A 20,531-nucleotide genomic window follows, 5' to 3' on the forward strand; every position below is an offset into this window, starting at 1 on the left:
ACCCTATTTGCTCAACCGACCAGTTGACAGACCGTCTCACTCGTGCGAGCTCCGGGCCCGGATCGAGCCACCCCCCGGCCGGGCGGCCCGGAAGGGCTGTCAGGCCGCCTCCGCCGCCAGCGCCCGGGCCACCGCCTGCTGAACGGCGGCCGGATCCAGTCCGTACTCACGGATCGCCAGCACCGCGACGCCTCCGCCCTCGCGCAGCAGGCCCAGCAGGATGTGCCCGGCCTCGATCCGGCCGCCGCCGAGCCTGACGGCCTCCTCCAGACCCAGCGAGAGCGCCCGCTTCGCCCGGTCGGTGAACCGGGGCGCACCGATCCTCCGCCGCCGCTTCGCCGGCACGGGCGCGGCGTCCAGCGCGCCGGCGCCGAAGCTCGCCTCCACCGCCTCCCTGATCGCGTCCAGGTCGACCCCGATCGAGGCCAGCGCCGCGCCGTCGACGTCCGGGTGCGGAGCACCCAACAGCCGGGCCACCGCACCGCGCGCGGTCACCAGGTCGAACCCGGCTCCTTCCAGCACGGCCGCCGCCCGGTCCTGCGGCTGCCCGAGGACACCGAGCAGCAGATGCTCGGTCCCGATGAAGCCGTGCCGCAGCCGCCTTGACTCCTCGCGCGCCAGGACCACCGTCCGCCGCGCCCCTTCAGTGAACCGCTCGAACATCCTCAGTCCCTCCCCGCCCCGAAACGCTTGGCGTACTTCTTGTGCACCGCCTGCCGGCTGACCCCGAGGCAGGCCGCGATCTCCTGCCAGGACCACCCCAGCCCCCGCGCGTTGCCCACCTGCAGGTCCTCCAGCCGATCCGCCAGATCCCGCAGCGCCCGGACCGCTCGCAGTCCCACGGCCGGATCCCGGCTGCTCGCGTCCGCCGCAAGCTGCTTCGTATCGCTCATATTGTCAACGTAGGTTGACACACCCATCGTGTCAACCTACATTGACGCAATATTCCGGAGCAGACGCGAAAAGGCGGGGCGAGGACTCGAAAGTCCTCGCCCCGCCTTCGAAACCACCCCTCAGGGTGGAATCAGCTCAGCGAACCCGCAGCGGATCAGCTGCAGCCGCTGGTGGAGCCGCAGCCCTCGCAGAGGTAGCAGCTGCCGGCGCGGCGCATCTTGGTGCCGCAGGAGAAGCAGAGCGGCGCGTCGGCGTTGAGGCCCTGCTGGATCTCCAGCAGCTCGGTGGAGTTGTGGGCCTGGGGCTTGGGCGCCTTCGGCTGCTCGGCCACCGGCTGCTGGACGACCGGCTTGGCGGCCACCGGCGCGGACTGGGCCAGGCCCTCCACGTCGACGTCCTCGGGCTCGAGCGGCTCGTAGGAACCGGTCTCCAGGTGGCGCTGGCGCTCCTCGACGGAGTGGATGCCGAGCGCGGAGCGGGTCTCGAAGGGCAGGAAGTCCAGCGCCAGGCGGCGGAAGATGTAGTCCACGATGGACTGCGCCATCCGCACGTCCGGGTCGTCGGTCAGACCGGCCGGCTCGAAGCGCATGTTGGTGAACTTCGACACGTACGTCTCCAGCGGGACGCCGTACTGCATGCCGACCGAGACCGCGATGGAGAAGGCGTCCATCATGCCCGCGAGGGTCGAGCCCTGCTTGGACATCTTCAGGAAGACCTCGCCCAGGCCGTCGTCCGGGTAGGAGTTGGCGGTCATGTAACCCTCGGCGCCACCGACCGTGAAGGAGGTGGTGATGCCGGGGCGGCCCTTCGGCAGACGCTTGCGGACCGGGCGGTACTCGACCACCTTCTCGACCGCCGGCTCGGCCGCGGCCTTCTCCTCCTCCTTGGCCTTCTTGGCCGAGAGCGGCTGGCCGACCTTCGAGTTCTCGCGGTAGATCGCGAGCGCCTTGACGCCCAGCTTCCACGCCTCGAAGTAGATCTCCTCGACGTCCTCGACGGTTGCGGTGGACGGCATGTTGACCGTCTTGGAGATGGCCCCGGAGATCCACGGCTGGATCGCCGACATCATCCGCACGTGGCCCATCGGCGAGATGGAGCGCTCGCCCATCGCGCAGTCGAACACCTCGTAGTGCTCGGCCTTGAGACCGGGCGCGTCCATCACGTTGCCGTGCTCGGCGATGTGGGCGACGACCGCCTCGATCTGCTCGTCCTGGTAGCCGAGGCGCTTCAGGGCGCGCGGGACGGTGCCGTTGACGATCTGCATCGAGCCGCCGCCGACCAGCTTCTTGAACTTGACCAGGGCCAGGTCGGGTTCGACACCGGTGGTGTCGCAGTCCATCATCAGGCCGATGGTGCCGGTCGGGGCGAGCACCGAGGCCTGGGCGTTGCGGAAGCCGTTCTGCGCACCGAGGCGCAGCACGTCCTGCCAGGTCTCGGAGGCGGCGGCCCAGACCGGCGCGTCCAGGTCGTCGTAGGCGCGGGCGACGCCGTTGGCGTCCGCGTGCTGCTGCATGACCCGCTGGTGCGGGGCGGCGTTGCGGGCGTAGCCGTCGTACGGGCCCACCACACCGGCGAGTTCGGCGCCGCGGCGGTAGGCGGTACCGGTCATCAGCGAGGTGATGGCACCGGCGAGCGCGCGGCCGCCCTCGGAGTCGTACGCGTGGCCGGTGGCCATCAGCAGGGCGCCGAGGTTGGCGTAGCCGATGCCGAGCTGGCGGTAGGCGCGGGTGGTCTCGCCGATCTTCTCGGTCGGGAAGTCGGCGAAGCAGATGGAGATGTCCATCGCGGTGATGACCAGCTCGACGACCTTGGCGAAGCGCTCGGCGTCGAAGGAGTCGTCCTCGCGCAGGAACTTCATCAGGTTCAGCGAGGCCAGGTTGCAGCTGGAGTTGTCCAGGTGCATGTACTCGGAGCAGGGGTTGGACGCGTTGATGCGGCCGGACTCCGGGCAGGTGTGCCAGTGGTTGATGGTCGAGTCGTACTGGATGCCCGGGTCGGCGCAGGCCCAGGCGGCCTCGGCCATCTTGCGGAACAGCTTCTTGGCGTCGACGGTCTCGATGACCTCGCCGGTCATCCGGGCGCGCAGGCCGAAGGAGCCGCCGGCCTCGACGGCCTTCATGAACTCGTCCGAGACGCGGACGGAGTTGTTGGCGTTCTGGTACTGGACGGAGGTGATGTCGTCACCGCCGAGGTCCATGTCGAAGCCCGCGTCGCGCAGGGCGCGGATCTTCTCCTCTTCCTTCACCTTGGTCTCGATGAAGGCCTCGACGTCCGGGTGGTCCACGTCCAGGACGACCATCTTGGCCGCGCGGCGGGTGGCACCGCCGGACTTGATGGTGCCGGCCGAGGCGTCGGCGCCGCGCATGAAGGAGACCGGACCGGAGGCGTTGCCGCCGGAGGAGAGCAGTTCCTTGGAGGAGCGGATGCGGGAGAGGTTCAGGCCGGCGCCGGAGCCGCCCTTGAAGATCATGCCCTCTTCCTTGTACCAGTCGAGGATCGACTCCATGGAGTCGTCGACGGACAGGATGAAGCAGGCGCTGACCTGCTGCGGCTGCTTGGTGCCGACGTTGAACCAGACCGGCGAGTTGAAGCTGAACACCTGGTGGAGGAGGGCGTGGGTCAGCTCGTGCTCGAAGATCTCGGCGTCGTCCGGGGTGGCGAAGTAGCCGTGCTTCTCACCGGCGGCGCGGTAGGTGAGCACCACGCGGTCGATGATCTGCTTGAGGCTCCACTCGCGCTGCGGGGTGCCGACGGCGCCGCGGAAGTACTTGGACGTCACGATGTTCACGGCGTTGACCGACCAGAAGTCGGGGAACTCGACGCCGCGCTGCTCGAAGTTGATCGACCCGTCACGCCAGTTGGTCATGACGACGTCGCGCCGCTCCCAGCGGACCTCGTCGTAGGGGTGGACGCCAGGGGTGGTGTAGATGCGCTCGATCCTCAGGCCGCCCTTGAGGGCCTTGCCGGCCGCCTTGGTCGCCTTCTCGGACTTCGACCCGCGTGCGGAACCGCTCGTCGTGTCTGTCACTTCTTCTCCTCCTCCTGGGCAAACGCCCCGGATGCCCCGATGCTTCCGGGCATCGCTGGCTCGCTTTTCCTGGTGTGCGGGCAGCCGGAGACATCGGCGGCCTATGCACGGTTTGTGTTGTTCTGCGCCCTGTTTTCGGGCACGCGTCGACCCCGACGGACCGACTGGGGTCGACCGGCCGTACTAGGGCGCGGCGGTGGCGGACGGCACGGCTTCGGCGCCCTCCGCGATGAGGGGCCGCTCGGCGCGGAGTTCCGCGATGGCGGCCTCGAAGTCTTCGAGGTCGTCGAAGGCGCGGTAGACCGAGGCGAACCTCAGGTACGCGACCACGTCGAGCTCCTTGAGCGGGCCGAGTATGGCCAGGCCCACATCATGGGTCGAGAGCTCGGCGCTGCCGCTGGCCCGGACGCACTCCTCGACCCGCTGGCCGAGCTGGGCCAGCGCGTCCTCGGTGACCGGCCGGCCCTGGCATGCCTTGCGGACGCCGGAGATGACCTTCTCCCGGGAGAACGGTTCGGTCACACCGCTGCGCTTGATGACCATCAGAGTGGCCGTCTCCACAGTGGTGAAGCGACGACTGCAGTCCGGGCACTGACGGCGACGGCGGATCGAACTCCCGTCGTCACTGGCACGGCTGTCCACAACACGGCTGTCCGGGTGCCGGCAGAAGGGGCAATGCATCCCGAGGACTCCCAACCAGGCGTGACAGCAGACCCCGACACTCTACGCGATAGACGTGGGTGAACCACAACTTGTGGGCCCAGGCGAGGACGCTAGCCACAAGATCTAGGCCTGGAGGCTCGCCACGCCGCTACGAGTCGAGATCTTCACAGGGAGTGAAATAGACTCTTGATGTCGAACATTTAATCGATCTACACCCAAAGCCTTGATCGAGTCAGCCAACCTCGAAATAATTCACTCGAACGTGTGTTTGGCGCAACCTTTCGATAGGTGCACCAGTTGAGCTGAACAAGAGGGAGAACGCCTGTCGAGAAGAGGGGCCGCCATGAACACCGTCGAAACCAAGAGCAACTCCATCCCGGTGCAGGAGCGTTCCGAGCGCACCATGGACCAGCAGAGCGTGGACATCAGCATGAGCCGTAGCGAAGACCAGCGCCTGGCCGGTGCCGCCCTGACCGGTCCGACCGGATCGGGCCGCCTGCCGGACCAGGCGATCGAGCACGCCGTCGCCCCCGACTCCCCGCTCGGCGTCGCCGCCCCCGCCCGCTCACTCCCCGGCCGCCCCCCCGGCATCCGCACCGACGAGGCCGGTCTGACCGAGCGTCAGCGCCGGGTCATCGAGGTGATCCGGGACTCCGTCCAGCGCCGCGGCTACCCGCCGAGCATGCGGGAGATCGGCCAGGCGGTCGGCCTCTCCAGCACCTCCTCCGTCGCCCACCAGCTGATGGCCCTGGAGCGCAAGGGCTTCCTCCGCCGCGACCCGCACCGCCCCCGGGCGTACGAGGTCCGCGGCGTCGAGGTCGCCCGGCCGAACACCGCCGAGGCCGCCGGCCGGCCCTCCACCTCGTACGTCCCGCTGGTCGGCCGGATCGCCGCCGGCGGCCCCATCCTGGCCGAGCAGACGGTCGAGGACGTCTTCCCGCTGCCCCGCCAGCTGGTCGGCGACGGCGAGCTGTTCGCGCTCACCGTGCGCGGTGACTCGATGATCGACGCCGCCATCTGCGACGGCGACTGGGTCACCGTGCGGCGCCAGCCGGTCGCCGAGAACGGGGACATCGTGGCCGCGATGATCGACGGCGAGGCCACGGTCAAGCGGCTCAAGCGCGAGGACGGCAGGATCTGGCTGATGCCGCACAACCCCTCCTACGAGCCCATCCCCGGGGACAACGCCACCATCCTCGGCAAGGTCGTCGCCGTGCTCCGCCGCCTCTGAACGACGCCTCCGAACGACGCCTTCGGCAACAGGTCGCGTCCCTCCAGAAGGGATCGGGCCTTCGGAAGGGACAGGGGCAACTCCTCGCCCCTGTCCGTCACCCGTTGCGCTTGGCCACCGGCCTGACGGGCGAGGCCGAGGCGTCGATGGCGGCCAGGGAGCGACGGACCTGGTTGCGGTCCGTGGTGTACCAGAAGTCCGGCATCGAGGAGCGGAAGAAACCGCCGTACCTGGCCGTGGCCAGCCGGGGATCGAGCACCGCGACCACACCCCGGTCGTCGGCCGCCCGGACCAGGCGCCCGGCGCCCTGCGCCATCAGCAGCGCGGCATGGGTCGCCGCCACCGCCATGAAGCCGTTGCCGCCCGCCTCCTCGACCGCCTTCTGACGGGCGCTCATCAGCGGATCGTCGGGGCGCGGGAACGGAATGCGGTCCATCACCACCAACTGGCAGGCGGAGCCCGGCACATCGACGCCCTGCCAGAGCGAGAGCGTCCCGAACAGGCAGGTCTCCGGGTCGGAGGCGAACTCCCGGATCAGCTCACCCAGGGTGTCCTCCCCCTGCAGCAGGATCCGGTTGCCGAGCCGGCCCCGCAGCGCCTCGGCCGCCGTCTGCGCGGCCCGCATCGAGGAGAACAGGCCGAGCGTCCGGCCGCCGGCCGCGCCGATCAGGTCGGCGAGCTCGTCCAGCATCTCCGGCCGGTCCGGCTCCCGGCCGGGCGGCGGCAGATGCCTGGCGACGTACAGAATGCCCTGCTTGGGGTACGAGAACGGCGAGCCGACGTCGATCCCGCGCCAGTACGGCGGGGTGTCCTCGCCGATCTCCAGCTCGGGCTCGCCCGGGCCGCGGGAGTCCGGCAGGCGGCCCTCGGCCGGCAGGCCGACCGAGGCGGCGACACCGTTGAAGTCGCCGCCCAGCTTGAGGGTGGCGGAGGTCAGGACGACCGAGCGCTCCTTGTAGAGGTTCTCCCGCAGCAGGCCGGAGACGCTCAGCGGGGCCACCCGCAGCGAGGCGGTGCCGAGGCCGTAGCGGTCACTGCGCTCGATCCAGACCACGTCGTAGTCGGACTCTCCGAGCAGCCGCTCGGCCGTCTCGTGCAGCGACTCGGCGGAGGCCATCGCCTGCTTGCGGACCGCGTCCTCGTCGGTGAGCGCCTTGTCCCTGACCTCGCCGAGCGAGGTGATCACCTGGCGGCAGGCGTCCCGGATCCCGGCGACCGCGTAGGCCAGGTACTCGGGCAACTCCTCGACCCGGCCGGGCTGCGCGGTCTCCATCAGGCCGTGGTAGTTCTCGGCCGCGGCCTGGAGCTGGTCCACCGCCTTCTCGTTGGCCAGCTTGGCGGCCCGCTTGACCGCTCGGTTGACCGCGCCGACCGTCAGCTCCGCGGTGGCCGCACCGGTCACCCGGTTCACCAGCTCGTGCGCCTCGTCGATGATCAGCATCGCGTGCTCGGGCAGCACCGGCGCGCCCTCGATCGCGTCGATCGCCAGCATCGCGTGGTTGGTGACCACCACATCGGCCAGCTTGGCCCGCTCACGGGCCTTCTCCGCGAAGCACTCCTGCCCGTAGGCGCACTTGGTCGCCCCCAGGCACTCCTTGGACGTGACCGAGAGCTGGGCCCAGGCCTTGTCGGAGACGCCGGGCGAGAGATCGTCGCGGTCGCCCGTCTCGGTCTCGTCGGCCCACTCGCGCAGCCGCAGCACATCCTGGCCGAGCTTGCCGGTCGGGCCGCCGAGCGCCTCCACCGGGTCGAACAGGCCCTCGCCCTCGTCGCTCGGGGTGCCCTCGTTGGCCCGGTGCAGGCAGAGGTAGTTCGAGCGGCCCTTGAGCATCGCGTACAGCGGCCGGCGGCGCAGCACGGGGTGCAGCGCCTCCACCGTACGGGGCAAGTCCCGCTCCACCAGCTGGCGTTGCAGGGCCAGGGTGGCGGTGGCGACCACCACCCGGTCGCCGTGGGCGAGCGCGGGCACCAGGTAGGCGAGGGACTTGCCGGTGCCGGTGCCGGCCTGGACGAGCAGGTGCTCGCCGTGCTCGACGGCGTCGGCGACGGCCTCGGCCATCTGGACCTGGCCGGGGCGCTCGACGCCGCCGACGGCGGTGACGGCGGCGTGCAGCAGCTGTGGAACGAGGGCGCGGGAGACGGTCTCCGGGGCCTCGGACGCGCCGGGCAGGGGCTGGGGTGCGGAGTCGTTGGTCATGGCACTCCAACCCTACGGCGCGGGAGTGACAGTCCGGTCCCGCCGACAGGAGTGAGTGCCCGGACCGACCGGATTCAGGACGTTGGCGACCTGGCCGTACACGGCGGCATGCGGGCGCTGGGGGCGGTCCCGGTAGCCGTCCAGCAGCAGGCGGTTGCGGTTGAGGCAGAGCCGGTCGATGCGCGGGGTGAAGAGGTCGAAGAGCTTGAACCGGTCGGCCAGCTCGGGGAAGCGGCGCTGGTAGGCCAGGATCCGCTCGCTCAGCAGTGTCCAGAACTCGTCCTCGGCGACGCCCAGCTGGCGCTCGGCGATCGGGGCGAGGTAGCGGTAGACGCCGATGAACAGGCCGGAGTGCAGGAACTGGCAGAGGTACTCGGGCGGTTGGCGCAGCAGTACGGCCTCGACCTCGGCGGGGAGGCCGGCGAACTCGGGCAGGTCCTGGTCGGAGATGTTGACGTCGTCGACGAAGTCCTTGACGGCCAGGCGCACCGGGCGGTCGTGCTCGTCGAAGACCACGATGGCGTTCTCGCCGTGCGGTGAGAAGACGGTGCCGTACCGGTAGAGGAAGTGCAGCAGCGGCGGCATCATCACGGCGAACAGCCGGCGCAGCCAGTCCCGGGCGGGCAGGCCGGAGCGGGCGACCAGTTCGGCGACCAGGGCGCGGCCGTCGGAGCCGGTGGAGAGCAGCGCGGCCAGGGTGCGGGCCCGCTCGCCGGGCCGCAGCCGTGGATCCAGCGGTTCGCGCCAGATCGCACCGAGCAGTTCCTTGTACTGGTAGGGGACTTCGGGGAGTTCGCGGTAGATCGGGTGGTCCACGGTGACCGAGGCGATCTCGCCGAGCAGGATCACCCGGCACTCGTCGCGCAGGAAGGGGTCGTTGTCGCGCAGGCCGTGGATCCAGGCGGTGACGGCCGGGGCGGCGAGGGTGCGTTCGGTCGGCAGGCCGCGCCAGACCAGGGTGTTGAGGATGGAGAGCGGCAGTTTGACGGTGCAGCGCTCGGGGTGGCTGAGGTTGAAGAAGCTGCGGATGGACTGCTGGGGCAGCCGCAGGTCGCCGTCGCTGGGCAGCGGCACGATCAGCCCCGCGGCGATCTGGGGGGCGAACAGCGGGAGGATCACCTCGTCCCACTGCCAGGGGTGGACGGGCAGCAGGTGGTACTCCTCGGCCCGTGCGCCGAGCGGTGCGCGCAGGGCCGCCGGGGAGTCCAGTTCGCGCTCGTAGAGGCCGGCGGGCCCCCGGTACTGGGCGAGGCTGCGGTGGACGGCGAGCCAGGGCAGCCGCTGCGGGGTGCGGGCCTCGGGGGTCCACTCGGCCGTGTCACGGGCGGAGAGGCCGATCCGGCCCTTGTTGGGGACGATCCAGGGGTGGCCGGTCTGCCGGCCCTCCAGCTCGGTGTGGCCGAGGTCGGCGAGCTCGGCGGCGGTCAGTTCGGTGGCGAGCTGGCGGGTGTCGGCGAGCAGCGTGGCGGTGAGCTCGCGCAGCAGGTGGCCGAGGGTGTCGCCGGTGAGTTCGAGGGTGTGCCGGGCGTGCTGGAGGAAGCGCAGCGGGTCCACCTCGGCGCTGGAGGTGATCGAGTCCGGGTCGACCTGCCAGCTGCCGTAGGCGCCGCGCCGGGCGGTGTAGCGGTAATCGGCGGTGGGGAGCTCCAGGTGGTAGCCGTCCGCCTCCGGCACCGGGGTGATCAGTTCCTCGTACGCGAACTCGCCGAGCATCTTGGCCAGCATCGCCCGGCAGGCCCGCCGCCAGTGCTCCTCGGTGAGCTGTGCGGGCCGGTGGAGCAACAGCCGCTCGCTCCCCGGCCTCCGGGCCTCGGGGCTCTCCCCGGCCGAAGGCTCGGGGACGAGGCCCTGCGGCCCAGGGACGGGGGACGGGTGCCCCCGCCCGGTGTCGGCCGAGGAGGGTTGGTCAGCGGGTTGGTGTTGCGGCACGGTTCCGCTCCTGGGGTCGTGGGAGAACGGTGGTGGCGGTGGGCGGCGCGAAGCTGGTCCAGGCAGCGCGCTCGGGCAGGTGGTGCACGGTCCTGCCGGCCACGGCGTTGAGGATGACGGCGGCGCGGTGGGCGCCGAGGCCGAGGTCGGGGGTGCCGACGCCGTGGGTGTGGAGTTCGGCGTTCTGGACGTAGAGGCCGCCGCTGAGCGGGGGTCTGGTGGCGACCCGGTAGTCGAGGTCGACCCGGTAGCGGCCCTGTTCGTCCCAGTCGATCAGCTCGGCGATCGGGTCGAGGGCGGCGGGGCGTTCGGCGCGGTAGCCGGTGGCGAGCACCACGGCGTCGGTGCGGACGGTGTGCTCGGTGCCGGAGTCCAGGTGGCGGCAGAGCAGTTCGAACCCGCCGCAGGGGCCGGCCGCGGTCCCGGTGACGGCGGTACCGGGAAGGATCTCGACCGGGTCGGTGTCGATCGGGCGGCCGATGGTGCGTTCGTAGAGGTGGTCGTGGATCTCGGCGAGGGTCTCGGCGCTGGCGGCCTTGTGCAGCTGCCACTGGTCCTGGACCAGGCGGTCGCGGACGGCGGGCGCGAGGGTGTGGAAGTAGCGGGTGTAGTCGGGGGTGAAGTGCTCCAGGCCCAGCTTGGAGTACTCCATGGGGGCCAGCGCCCTGGTCCTGGTGAGCCAGCGCAGCCGGGTGCCGTCGGTGCCCCGGGTGCGCAGCAGGTCGAGGAAGACCTCGGCGCCGGACTGGCCCGAGCCGACCACGGTGATGTCCCGTGCCCCGTCGAGTGACCGGCGCCTGGCCAGGTAGTCGGCGGAGTGCCAGATCCGGGGGTTGCCGCGCAGCGGGGCGAACGGCTCGGGGTGGGCGGGCCGGGTGCCGACGCCGAGGACGACGTTGCGGGCCCGGAGCCGGCCCGTCGGGGTGTCGACCCGGAACAGTTCGTCCTCGGCGGACCAGTGCAGGGCGGTGACGGCCGTGCCGAAGCGGCAGTTGACCAGGCGTTCGGCGGCCCAGCGGCAGTAGTGGTCGTACTCGCGGCGGGCCAGCTGGAAGCGCTCGGCGAAGTAGAACGGGAAGAGCCGCTGGTGCTGGCGCAGGTAGTTGAGGAAGGACCAGGGGTTGGTGGGGTCGACCAGCGAGACCAGGTCGGCCAGGAACGGGACCTGCATCCGCGCTCCGTCCACCAGCATCCCCGGGTGCCAGCTGAACTCCGCTCTGGCCTCGCAGAACAGCGAGCTGAGGCCGCTGACCCGGTCGGCCAGTGCGGCCAGTGACAGGTTGAACGGGCCGAGGCCGACGCCGAGCAGGTCGTACGGCTCGGGCTGCAGGTTGTCCATGGTGTCCAAGGGATGTCAGGAGCGGGTGCGGCTGCGGATCATCAGCGCCGCGCGCTTGGTGGGCAGGTCGAGTTCGTCGGCGGGCCGGAAGCCGGCGGCGGCGAAGGCCCGGACGGACCGGGTGTTGCGGACGTCCGGTTCGGCGAGCACCCGTCTGCAGGCGGGCTCGGCGGCGAGGATGCGGTCGGCGAGGGCGGCCAGCAGCACACCGCCCAGGCCGCGGCCGCGCGCGGTGGCGGCGAGCAGCAGGTGGATGCCGATGTCGTGGTGCCGGGCGGGGTAGTGCTCGGCGAGCGGGTCGAGGTCGGCCCGGTAGATCTCCCAGTAGCTCATCGGGAGGCCCTCCAGCAGGCCGACGCAGGGGAGGCTGCGGCCGTCTCCGTCGAGCTGGGCGCGCAGGTGGCGCTCGGTGACCTCGGCCGGCCCGTCCAGTTCCCAGAAGTCGGCGACCTCCGGGTCGTTCATCCAGGCCGTGAGCAGCGGCAGGTCGTGCGGCAGCCGGACCGGGCTGAGGCGGAACTCCCCCGCGGTGGTGGGCATCGGTCCCCTGGCGGGGATCTCCTCCAGTCCCCCACGGGCCTCGCCGAGGGTCCTCATCGGCCGACGACCGGGTTCCGGATGGTCACGTACACGGACTGGGTGGCGACCGGGCCGACCAGTTCGTCCATGCCGTTCAGCCGGGTGAGCAGGTTGGCCTTGCAGTGCAGGAAGGGTTCGTCCAGCAGCAGTCGCGGCAGTCCGGAACCGGTGGCCACGGCCCGCCCTCCGGCGAGGAAGCGGCGCAGGGCGGCCAGCAGCACGCCCTCCTCGGCCAGGCCCTGCGAGCCCATGGCGCCGATCAGGCCGAGCACGTGGTTGATGCCGAGGTAGTAGGCGAAGCGCTTGTCGACCACCTCGTCGTCGACGAACGTGTCGCTGTGCGCACCGATGCCCGGCAGGCGGGCGGCCAGCCGGTCGGCGTGCGAGGTGCGGTAGTAGTAGCCCTGGTTGTCGCGGTAGCGTCCGCCGGCCGGCCAGCCGTCCTCGTCCAGCAGGACCAGGCTGTTCTGCTGGTGCGCCTCCAGGGCGATGCCCGCCCGGCCGTCCAGCCAGAGCACCGGGAGCACCACGGCGTCCAGGTAGCGCGAGAACCACTCGGCGGCCACCGTCTGCACCGGCTGCCCGCTGCGGGCGGCCAGGGGGCGCAGCACGTCGCCCAGGTGGGACGGCAGCGGTCCGCCCGGGCCGATCGGCCGCTCGGCGACCAGTCCGGCCACGCAGAGCGCCCGTTCGGTGGGGCCGAAGGGCTGGCTGCGCAGCACGGTGTCCAGGCCGCCCGGGTCGCCGAGCGCGGGGAGGTCGACGCCGATCCAGGCGGGGTCGCGGACGATGTCGAAGCCTGGGTGGGCGGCGCGCCACTCGGCGCCGAGGCCTCGCTCCAGCAGCCGGTGCACCTCCACACCCCGGTGCAGTTCCTTGCGCAGGTTCTCCCGGCGGGAGTTGGTGATCCGCAGGCCGAGCGAGAGCTTGAGCATCCAGGGCGTGCCCGGGCGGCAGACGGTCCGGACGGAGGAGGTCGGGTGCCAGAACTCCCCGTGTACACCGAGGTCGTGGAGCAGCCCGGCGGCCAGCAGCCCGGCCACCTCGGGGCGCAGCGCCAACTCCCGCGCCTGCCAGGGGTGCAGCGGCAGCGCGGCGGTGCCGGGCGGCAACAGGCCGCGATCGCCCAGCAGTTCGGCGGTGAGCTCCTCGGCGGGCCGCCCGACGGCCGAGTCGGCGGCCAGCAGCTCGCGGTCCACGGCGTACCAGTGCAGCCGGAAGGCACCGTGCAGTTCGGGTGAGTAGGCGGCGCTCTGGGCCGGGCCCAGGCCGTCGCGGCTCTTCGGGGTCGGGTGCAGCGGGTGGCCGAGCAGCAGTGCCTGTTCGGCCCGCAGGAAGGGCCAGTCGCCGGGCTCGGCGGCCCGGCGGCGGTGGGCGAGCACCTCGGCGGTGCGGACCACGGAGTCGGCGACCCGGCCGGCCAGGTCGGCGATCTGCCCCGGGTCGGGGCGTTCGGCGGCGGCGCTGGCCATCAGCGCCGCGAGGGTGACCGCGTCGACGGGTGCGCCTTCGCCCTCCAGGGCGGGCGGGTCGAAGCGGTGCCAGCCGCAGGCCGACCAGTACCGTACGGGTGCCGCGAGCCGCGCCGCGCCACCCAGGACCGGGATCCGCAGCAGCCCGTCCGCCCCGGGTACAGCTCCGGTCTCCCGGACCCAGCAGCGAAGCAGGCACTCCACCGCGGCGTGCTCGGCGGCGACCGCCGGATCGGGATGGAGCAGCGGATCGGTGTCGGCGCTGTGGTGCGGGGCGTCGGCGGGTGGGGCTCCGGTGAGGGCGGTGCTCAAGGCTGCTCCTTGGGGCGCGTGGGGCTGCGGACGCGAGCGGTAGCGGGCGCGGGGCCGTGGGGGTGCGCGGGGTGGCGCGGCGCGCTTCCGGCGGGCGACAGGTAAGGGTTACCTACCCCTGACGAGTGATCACAAGATCAGCTCACTCGTTCCGGTGAATACCGCCGGATCACTCATCCCTGGGGGTGACCGGACCGGCTGGACTGTCCGACGGGCCGGCCCGGTCGCGGGCTCGGTGACCACCCGTCAGTGCGGGCAACCGAGGGGGCGGCGGTGCCCACCGGGCTCCGGGGTGGAAAAATTCACCCGGCCCGGGGCGAGTTCCCGGGCCATTCGTTCAGGAAGCCACCGGGGGGACCGGCTATGTCATCGGTACGTCGTACGGCCTGCGCGCTCTTCGCCGCAGCAACCCTGTTCACGGTCGCGGCGTGCGGCAGCGACGGGGCGAAGGACACCCCGCAGGCCGCGGGCGACACGGCGAGCGCCGGCCCGGGCAGCAAGCTGCACCTGCCGTCCAGCCTTCCTTCGGGCCTGCTGGACGGGCTGCCGAAGAGCTGGGACGAACTCAAGAAGTGGAAGTACGCGGACTGGGACCGCTGGGCCTCCAAGCACGTCTTCAACAATCCGGTGGTCCGTGACCTCTGGAACCCGGACAAGATGAAGAACGCCCAGCCGCAGCAGCCCGAGCCGGCCGCCTCCACGCCGCCGGCCGAATCCGGGGTGACCGACCCCGACCCCGCTCCGGTCCGGGCGGTCGCGGTGCCCCGCCCGTACACCAGGTACGCGGCCTCCGGGAAGGTCTTCTCGACCGCCCCGAACGGAGGCACCGGCCAGTGCTCGGCCACGGTGATCCAGGACCCGGCCCACCCGGGCAAGAGCAACCTGGTCTGGACGGCCGGGCACTGCGTGCACGAGGGCAAGGGCGGCGGCTGGTTCAAGAACATCATCTTCGTGCCGGCCTACAACAGTTCGGGCGCGGCCAGCGCCGGCCACAAGGCCACCCCGCAGGACGTCGCGCCGCTCGGCATGTGGTGGGCGGACAACGTCATCACCTCCCCGCAGTGGACGGCCGAGGGCAGCCACAGCGGAAACGCGGCCAACCAGTACGACTTCGCGGTGCTGAAGGTGCACAGCCCCGACGGCAACGGCAAGTCGCTGGAGGAGACGGTCGGCAGCGCGATGCCGGTCTGGTTCGACGCACCGCGCGACCAGCTGTCCGTCTCCGCCTGGGGTTACCCGGTCGTCAAGCCCTTCGACGGGCAGGAGCTGGACAAGTGCGACGGCGGGAAGCCGGTGCGGCTGTCCTTCGACCCGAAGCGGCCGCCGATGATGACCATCGGCTGCACCATGACCGCCGGTTCCAGCGGCGGCGGCTGGTTCGCGACCATGCCGGACGGCCGCGAGGCCCTGGTCAGCAACACCTCGCTCGGCACCACGGACCACACCTCGCTCAGCGGCCCCTACCTGGAGAGCGTGGCCAGGGAGGCGCTCGACTACATCAGCAAGAAGTAGGACCGACCGGCGACAGGGCCCGCGGCGTCGCCCACGCTCCCTGTCGCCGGCCGGTCCGACGGGCGGGCGGGAGCCGACCGCCCGGATCAGTACGCTCGACCAGCATTCGGGGGAATCCTCATGAACACCACCACGCACACCGCGGGCCCGCGCCGACGCGCCGGGCTGACCGCCGCCGTCGCGGCCGCACTCGCGCTCACCGCCACCGCCTGCGGCCCGGACGGCAAGGGCGGTTCCTCGCAGGCGGCGGCATCGCCGTCGGTGAGCGCGAGTGCGAGCGCCGACAAGGGCGGCATCGACCTGTCCAAGGTCCTGCAGAACATCAAGAACTGGAGCGCGGACGACTGGGCCAAGTGGGCCGAGCAGCACGGCTTCAAGCCCGAGGTGATCAAAGGCTTCTGGGACCAGGCCAAGATGCAGGCGGCCAAGGGCATGGAGAACCAGGAGGCCGGCGTCCAGTCCGGCAAGACGGTTCCCGGCAACGATCCGCTGCCGCCCGTGATCCAGGCCAAGCCGCAGCCGCACCCCTACACCCCCAACACGGCTGTGCTCGGCAAGATCTTCATGCAGGTCGACGACCAGGAGGCCGCGGTCTGCTCCGGCACCGTGGTCAGCGACCCGGCCCACCCCGGCAAGAGCAACCTGGTCTGGACGGCGGCGCACTGCCTGCACGGCGGCAAGGGCAAGGACTGGTTCAAGAAGATCAGCTTCGCCCCGTCCTTCAACCGCACCGGTGCCGCCAGCAACGGCAGGACCGGCACCCGGGAGCAGGTCCTCCCGTACGGCATGTGGGACGCCGACTACGCCGTGGTCTCGCCGCAGTGGACCGAGGAGGGCGGCGAGCGCGGCGGCCCGGTCAGCCAGTACGACTTCGGGCTCATCCGGGTGCACAACGAGGACGGCGACGGCAGGTCGCTGGAGGAGACCGTGGGCAGCTCGGTCCCGGTCTGGTTCAACGCCCCGCGCGACCAGATCACCTCCGTCTCCTCCTACGGCTACCCGCAGGCCGCACCGTTCGACGGCCGCGAGCTGGAGCACTGCGACTCCGCCATACCGCCCGCCCGGATGTCCTTCGACGCCGACCGCCCGACCATGTACAACATCGGCTGCACCATGACCGGCGGTTCCAGCGGCGGCGGCTGGTTCGTCCTCAGGAACGGCAAGCCCTCGCTGATCAGCAACAACTCGATCGGCCCGCGCCCGGCGGCCTGGATGGCCGGTCCTTCGCTGGGTGACGAGGCGAAGTCGGTGTTCGACTTCATCAGCAAGCGGAAGGGCTGACCCGGTACACGGCGAGGGCCCCCACCGTCCTGGGAGACGGTGGGGGCCCTCGGGATGTCCGCCGGTGTCAGCCCTGGGCGACGACCGCGAAGCGCTCCAGCTCGGCCGCGAGTTCGGCGGAGACCTTGGCGCGCAGCAGCGTCCCGTCGGCGGTGTGCTCGGTGTCGAGCAGCTCGCCCTCGGCGTGCACCCGGGAGACCAGGTCGCCCCTGGTGTACGGCACCAGGGCCTGGAGCTCGATCGCGGGGCGCGGCAGCTCGTCGTCGATCAGCTGCAGCAGCTCCGCCATGCCCTGCCCGGTGCGGGCCGAGACCACGATGGCGTGCGGCTCACGGCGCAGCAGGCGCTGCAGGACCAGCGGATCGGCGGCGTCGGCCTTGTTGATCACCACGATCTCCGGCACGTTCTGTGCCTCGACCGAGACGATCACCTCGCGGACGGAGGCCAGCTGGGTCTCCGGCTCGGGGTGCGAGCCGTCCACCACGTGCAGGATGAGGTCGGCGTCGGCGACCTCCTCCATGGTCGAGCGGAAGGCCTCGACCAGGTGGTGCGGCAGGTGCCGGACGAATCCGACGGTGTCGGCCAGGGTGTAGATCCGGCCGCTGGGGGTCTGCGCCCGGCGCACGGTCGGGTCCAGGGTGGCGAACAGCGCGTTCTCCACCAGCACGCCCGCGCCGGTGAGCCGGTTGAGCAGCGAGGACTTGCCCGCGTTGGTGTAGCCCGCGATGGCGACGGAGGGGACCTGGTGGCGCTTGCGCTCCTGGCGCTTGGTGTCCCGGCCCTTCTTCATCTCGGCGATCTCCTTGCGGAGCTTCGCCATCTTCTCGCGGATCCGTCGGCGGTCCGTCTCGATCTTGGTCTCACCGGGACCACGGGTGGCCATACCGCCGCCGGAGGAACCGGAGCCACCGCCACCCATCTGCCGGGAGAGCGACTGACCCCAGCCGCGCAGCCGCGGCAGCATGTACTGCATCTGCGCCAGGGAGACCTGCGCCTTGCCCTCCCGGGACTTGGCGTGCTGGGCGAAGATGTCCAGGATCAGAGCCGTCCGGTCGACGACCTTGACCTTGACGACGTCCTCGAGGTGGATCAGCTGGCCCGGGGTGAGCTCACCGTCGCAGACGACGGTGTCGGCGCCGGTGGCGGCGACGATGTCGCGCAGCTCCTGCGCCTTGCCGGAGCCGATGTAGGTCGCGGCGTCCGGCTTGTCACGGCGCTGGATCACGCCGTCGAGAACCTGGGAGCCGGCCGTCTCGGCCAGCGCCGCGAGCTCGGCCAGGGAGTTCTCGGCCTCCTCCGCCGTGCCGTCCGTCCACACGCCGACGAGTACGACCCGCTCCAGGCGGAGCTGGCGGTACTCGACCTCGGTGACGTCCTCGAGCTCGGTGGAGAGACCGGCGACGCGCCGGAGTGCGGCACGCTCGCTGCGGTCGTACTGCTCGCCGTCGAAGTGCTGGTCGAGGTCCTCGTCGATCGCCGCGAGGTCCTCGTCCATGAGGGCTCCCGCCCGCAGGCCGTACAGACGGCTCGCGGACTCGTCGGAATGGCTGCGGCTGTCGAACGTGGAGGTCATCTCATCCTTTGCGGGTCGGGAGGGCCGGTGCGCAGGCCCGCGCACCCCGGAGCCTGCCCAGATACCCGCCCCTGCTACCGGACGAAGGTGATGAGCTACCCCTGCAGGCCACGGTCTGCACCGGCACTACTGCGTACCGGTGAACGCCGTGGACCGGCCGTGAATTCCCCTGAATGGTCGCATGCCGGACCTGGGTGGGGCATCTTCATTTCACCCGGCCGACGGCCCGGCCCTCACCCGTGCCGGCCCCGGCGGGCCGGGTCGGGCCTCGGCGGCCCCGCCCGGTAGACGTCGTACACCCCGGAGACCCGCAGCATCGCCCGCATCACCAGCGGCAGCGTCCCCGGGGTGGGCAGCTCGATGGTGTAGGTGTGCCGCACCCTGAGGTCCTGCGGGGGCTCCACGGCGGCCGAGACGATGCCGATGCCCTCCGCCGACATCACGGCCGTCAGGTCGGCGAGCAGCCTGGGCCGGTTCAGCGCCTGGGCCTCCAGGGTGACCCGGAAGCCGCAGGGCGGGCAGACCCCGGCCACCCAGCCGGGCACCACCGGACTGCGGCCCGCCTCCCGCAGCCGCTCCCCCGCCGGGCAGCCGACCCGGTGCACCGCGAACGCGCCGCCCCTGGTCTCGTACCCGACCACGGCGTCCGGCGGGACCGGGGTGCAGCAGCGGGCGAGACGCACCGGCGCGCCCGGACGGCCGGGCACCGCCACCGGGGACGGCTCGCCCCGACCGGCGGCGGGGGCGGGCGGGACTCCCGGCGGGCGCTCCGCGGGCGGGCCGCCCGCCGGGGCGAGGTCCGGCGCACCTTCCGGGTGCTCGGCCAGCCAGCGCTCGATGGCGAGCCGGGCGGCCGGCGTCCTGGTGTACTCCAGCCACTCGGGGGCAGGCCCCGAGGGCTCGGCGCCGGGGCCGGGACCGGCCTGCTCGGTCAGGACCGCCACCACGTCGCCGTCCCCGAGCACCGTGGAGAGCGCGACCAGCCGTCCGTTCACCCGGGCCCCGAGACAGCGGTGGCCGGTCCCCTCGCCGAGCAGGTACGCCGCGTCCACGCAGCTGGCCCCGGCGGGCAGCTGGAGGGTCAGACCGTCCTCGGTGACGGCGGTGATCTCACGGTCGTCGGAGAGGTCGGCGGTGAGGGCGGACCAGAAGGTGTCCGGGTCCGGGGTCTCCTGCTGCCACTCCAGCAGCCGGCTGAGCCAGCCCGGCCGGGCCCCCTCCGCCCCCTCCGGGCGCTCGGACTCGCCGCCCTGGCCGCCGGGGACCGGCCGGTCCCCCAGCGCGACCACGCCGAACTCGGCCACCCGGTTCATCTGCCGGGTCCGCACCAGCACCTCGACCACCTCGCCGTCGGCCAGCGTCACGGCGGTGTGCAGGGACTGGTAGAGGTTGAACTTCGGTGCCGCGATGAAGTCCTTGAACTCGCCCGGCAGCGGCGTCCAGCAGGTGTGCAGCTCGCCGAGGACGGCATAGCAGTCGGCGTTCTCCTCGACCGTGACCAGCAGCCGGCCGAAGTCGGCGGGCCGCAGCCCCTGCGGCAGGCCGTCCGGCCCCGCGGCGGCGGTGCGCTTGAGCAGGATCCGGTGCACCGAGACGCAGTGCCTGGCCCGGACGGTGACACCCGCCGTCACCCCCGCCTCGGCCAGCTGCCGGGTGAGCGCCCGGGCGAAGGGCTGGAGCAGCGTGTCCGGCTGCGCCTCGTGCGCGGTCACCAGGGCGCGGGTGCGGGCGTGTTCCTCCGGGTGCAGGGTGGCGAAGACGATGTCCTCCAACTCGGCCTTCAGCACCTGGATTCCGAGCCGCTCGGCCAGCGGGATCAGCACGTCCCTGGTGACCTTGGCGATCCTGACCCGGCTGGCGGGCTTCATGTGGCGGATCGTCCGCATGTTGTGCAGCCGGTCGGCCAGCTTGATCACCATGACCCGGACGTCGTCCCCGGTGGCCACCAGCATCTTGCGGAAGGTCTCGGCCTCGGCGGCCGCGCCGAAGTCGACCTTCTCCAACTTGGTGACGCCGTCGACCAGGTACGCCACCTCGGGGCCGAACTCGGCACTCACCTGGGCCAGCGTCATCTCGGTGTCCTCCACGGTGTCGTGGAGCAGCGAGGCCACCAAGGTGGTGGTACCGGAGCCGAGTTGGGCCAGGATCATGGTCACCGCGAGCGGGTGCGTGATGAACGGCTCACCGCTCTTGCGGAGTTGGCCCCGGTGGCTGGCCTCGGCCGTGCGGTAGGCGCGGCTGAGCAGGGTCAGGTCGGCGTGCGGATGGTGGCGGCGGTGCGCCTCCACGATCGGCTCGATCGCGTCGGGGACCGGCGTACGGCCGGTGGCCAGCAGGGCCGCCCTTCCGGCCCGGCCGAGCGCCGCGCGGCCGAAGGGGGACCGGCCGGACCGGGCGGGCGGACCGGTGGGCTCGCCGTGGTCGGCGATGACGGGCCGGCCGAGCTGGGGTGGGCCGCCTGCTGGTTGGCCGGTCAGGGGCCGGCCCGCGTCGATGGTCATCTGCACCTCCGGCAGCGATC

At 71.8% G+C, this 20,531-nt stretch carries 14 protein-coding genes; 3 read left to right on the forward strand and 11 right to left on the reverse strand.

The window, feature by feature from the left end; translation table 11 throughout:
- Nucleotides 1–99: 99 nt before the first annotated feature.
- From ACSMTC_RS12765 to nrdR, 4 genes are all read right to left on the reverse strand, one after another.
- On the reverse strand, nucleotides 100–663 hold the full coding sequence (locus tag ACSMTC_RS12765; RefSeq protein WP_436559803.1) for a Clp protease N-terminal domain-containing protein: 564 nt from the start codon (nucleotides 661–663) through the stop codon (nucleotides 100–102).
- 2 nt (nucleotides 664–665) lie between these two features.
- Nucleotides 666–893 (reverse strand): RNA polymerase subunit sigma-70, encoded by a 228-nt coding sequence (locus tag ACSMTC_RS12770; RefSeq protein ID WP_436559804.1) that lies wholly within the window; start codon nucleotides 891–893, stop codon nucleotides 666–668.
- 155 nt (nucleotides 894–1,048) lie between these two features.
- A complete protein-coding gene (locus ACSMTC_RS12775) occupies nucleotides 1,049–3,922 on the reverse strand; it encodes a vitamin B12-dependent ribonucleotide reductase (protein ID WP_436559805.1) in 2,874 nt (957 codons plus the stop codon).
- A gap of 183 nt (nucleotides 3,923–4,105) precedes the next feature.
- A complete protein-coding gene (gene nrdR, locus ACSMTC_RS12780; RefSeq protein WP_436559806.1) occupies nucleotides 4,106–4,603 on the reverse strand; it encodes a transcriptional regulator NrdR in 498 nt (165 codons plus the stop codon).
- Nucleotides 4,604–5,015: 412 nt separating this feature from the next.
- Between nrdR and lexA the strand changes: the two genes are divergently transcribed.
- Nucleotides 5,016–5,816 (forward strand): transcriptional repressor LexA, encoded by an 801-nt coding sequence (gene lexA / locus ACSMTC_RS12785; protein WP_436564665.1) that lies wholly within the window; start codon nucleotides 5,016–5,018, stop codon nucleotides 5,814–5,816.
- A gap of 97 nt (nucleotides 5,817–5,913) precedes the next feature.
- Here lexA and ACSMTC_RS12790 read toward each other — a convergent pair whose 3' ends face one another.
- From ACSMTC_RS12790 to ACSMTC_RS12810, 5 genes are all read right to left on the reverse strand, one after another.
- Entirely contained in the window at nucleotides 5,914–8,013 is a 2,100-nt protein-coding gene (locus ACSMTC_RS12790) for an ATP-dependent DNA helicase (protein ID WP_436559807.1), read from the reverse strand.
- 12 nt (nucleotides 8,014–8,025) lie between these two features.
- Nucleotides 8,026–9,738, reverse strand: a complete 1,713-nt coding sequence (locus ACSMTC_RS12795) for an IucA/IucC family protein (RefSeq protein WP_436564666.1) — start codon at nucleotides 9,736–9,738, stop codon at nucleotides 8,026–8,028.
- 181 nt (nucleotides 9,739–9,919) lie between these two features.
- A complete protein-coding gene (locus ACSMTC_RS12800; RefSeq protein ID WP_436559808.1) occupies nucleotides 9,920–11,281 on the reverse strand; it encodes a lysine N(6)-hydroxylase/L-ornithine N(5)-oxygenase family protein in 1,362 nt (453 codons plus the stop codon).
- A gap of 15 nt (nucleotides 11,282–11,296) precedes the next feature.
- Nucleotides 11,297–11,983, reverse strand: coding sequence for a GNAT family N-acetyltransferase (locus ACSMTC_RS12805; RefSeq protein WP_436564667.1), 687 nt, complete (start codon nucleotides 11,981–11,983; stop codon nucleotides 11,297–11,299).
- A complete protein-coding gene (locus tag ACSMTC_RS12810) occupies nucleotides 11,875–13,644 on the reverse strand; it encodes an IucA/IucC family protein (protein ID WP_436559809.1) in 1,770 nt (589 codons plus the stop codon). Before ACSMTC_RS12810 ends, ACSMTC_RS12805 begins: the two co-directional genes overlap by 109 nt.
- Nucleotides 13,645–14,007: 363 nt before the next feature.
- Here ACSMTC_RS12810 and ACSMTC_RS12815 point away from each other — a divergent pair, with 363 nt between their 5' ends.
- Nucleotides 14,008–15,156, forward strand: coding sequence for a trypsin-like serine peptidase (locus tag ACSMTC_RS12815; RefSeq protein WP_436559810.1), 1,149 nt, complete (start codon nucleotides 14,008–14,010; stop codon nucleotides 15,154–15,156).
- Nucleotides 15,157–15,276: 120 nt separating this feature from the next.
- Entirely contained in the window at nucleotides 15,277–16,437 is a 1,161-nt protein-coding gene (locus ACSMTC_RS12820) for a trypsin-like serine peptidase (RefSeq protein ID WP_436559811.1), read from the forward strand.
- Between the two features lie 67 nt (nucleotides 16,438–16,504).
- Here ACSMTC_RS12820 and hflX read toward each other — a convergent pair whose 3' ends face one another.
- Entirely contained in the window at nucleotides 16,505–18,010 is a 1,506-nt protein-coding gene (hflX, locus tag ACSMTC_RS12825) for a GTPase HflX (RefSeq protein WP_436559812.1), read from the reverse strand.
- A 233-nt stretch (nucleotides 18,011–18,243) separates the two neighbouring features.
- Entirely contained in the window at nucleotides 18,244–20,511 is a 2,268-nt protein-coding gene (locus ACSMTC_RS12830) for a RelA/SpoT family protein (protein WP_436559813.1), read from the reverse strand.
- Nucleotides 20,512–20,531 lie beyond the last annotated feature (20 nt).

This window comes from Kitasatospora sp. HPM-01-4, from assembly GCF_051374625.1.
Taxonomy (GTDB): domain Bacteria; phylum Actinomycetota; class Actinomycetes; order Streptomycetales; family Streptomycetaceae; genus Kitasatospora.

Excerpts from the sequence above, each read along its gene's own strand:
- ACSMTC_RS12765 (WP_436559803.1), bottom strand. The coding sequence starts at position 663 with ATGTTCGAGCGGTTCACTGAAGGGGCGCGGCGGACGGTGGTCCTGGCG.
- nrdR (WP_436559806.1), bottom strand. The coding sequence starts at position 4,603 with ATGCATTGCCCCTTCTGCCGGCACCCGGACAGCCGTGTTGTGGACAGC.
- ACSMTC_RS12790 (WP_436559807.1), bottom strand. The coding sequence starts at position 8,013 with ATGACCAACGACTCCGCACCCCAGCCCCTGCCCGGCGCGTCCGAGGCC.
- ACSMTC_RS12800 (WP_436559808.1), bottom strand. The coding sequence starts at position 11,281 with ATGGACAACCTGCAGCCCGAGCCGTACGACCTGCTCGGCGTCGGCCTC.
- ACSMTC_RS12830 (WP_436559813.1), bottom strand. The coding sequence starts at position 20,511 with ATGACCATCGACGCGGGCCGGCCCCTGACCGGCCAACCAGCAGGCGGC.
- hflX (WP_436559812.1), bottom strand. The coding sequence starts at position 18,010 with ATGACCTCCACGTTCGACAGCCGCAGCCATTCCGACGAGTCCGCGAGC.
- ACSMTC_RS12815 (WP_436559810.1), top strand. The coding sequence starts at position 14,008 with ATGTCATCGGTACGTCGTACGGCCTGCGCGCTCTTCGCCGCAGCAACC.
- ACSMTC_RS12820 (WP_436559811.1), top strand. The coding sequence starts at position 15,277 with ATGAACACCACCACGCACACCGCGGGCCCGCGCCGACGCGCCGGGCTG.
- ACSMTC_RS12770 (WP_436559804.1), bottom strand. The coding sequence starts at position 893 with ATGAGCGATACGAAGCAGCTTGCGGCGGACGCGAGCAGCCGGGATCCG.
- ACSMTC_RS12795 (WP_436564666.1), bottom strand. The coding sequence starts at position 9,738 with ATGCTGGCCAAGATGCTCGGCGAGTTCGCGTACGAGGAACTGATCACC.
- lexA (WP_436564665.1), top strand. The coding sequence starts at position 5,016 with ATGAGCCGTAGCGAAGACCAGCGCCTGGCCGGTGCCGCCCTGACCGGT.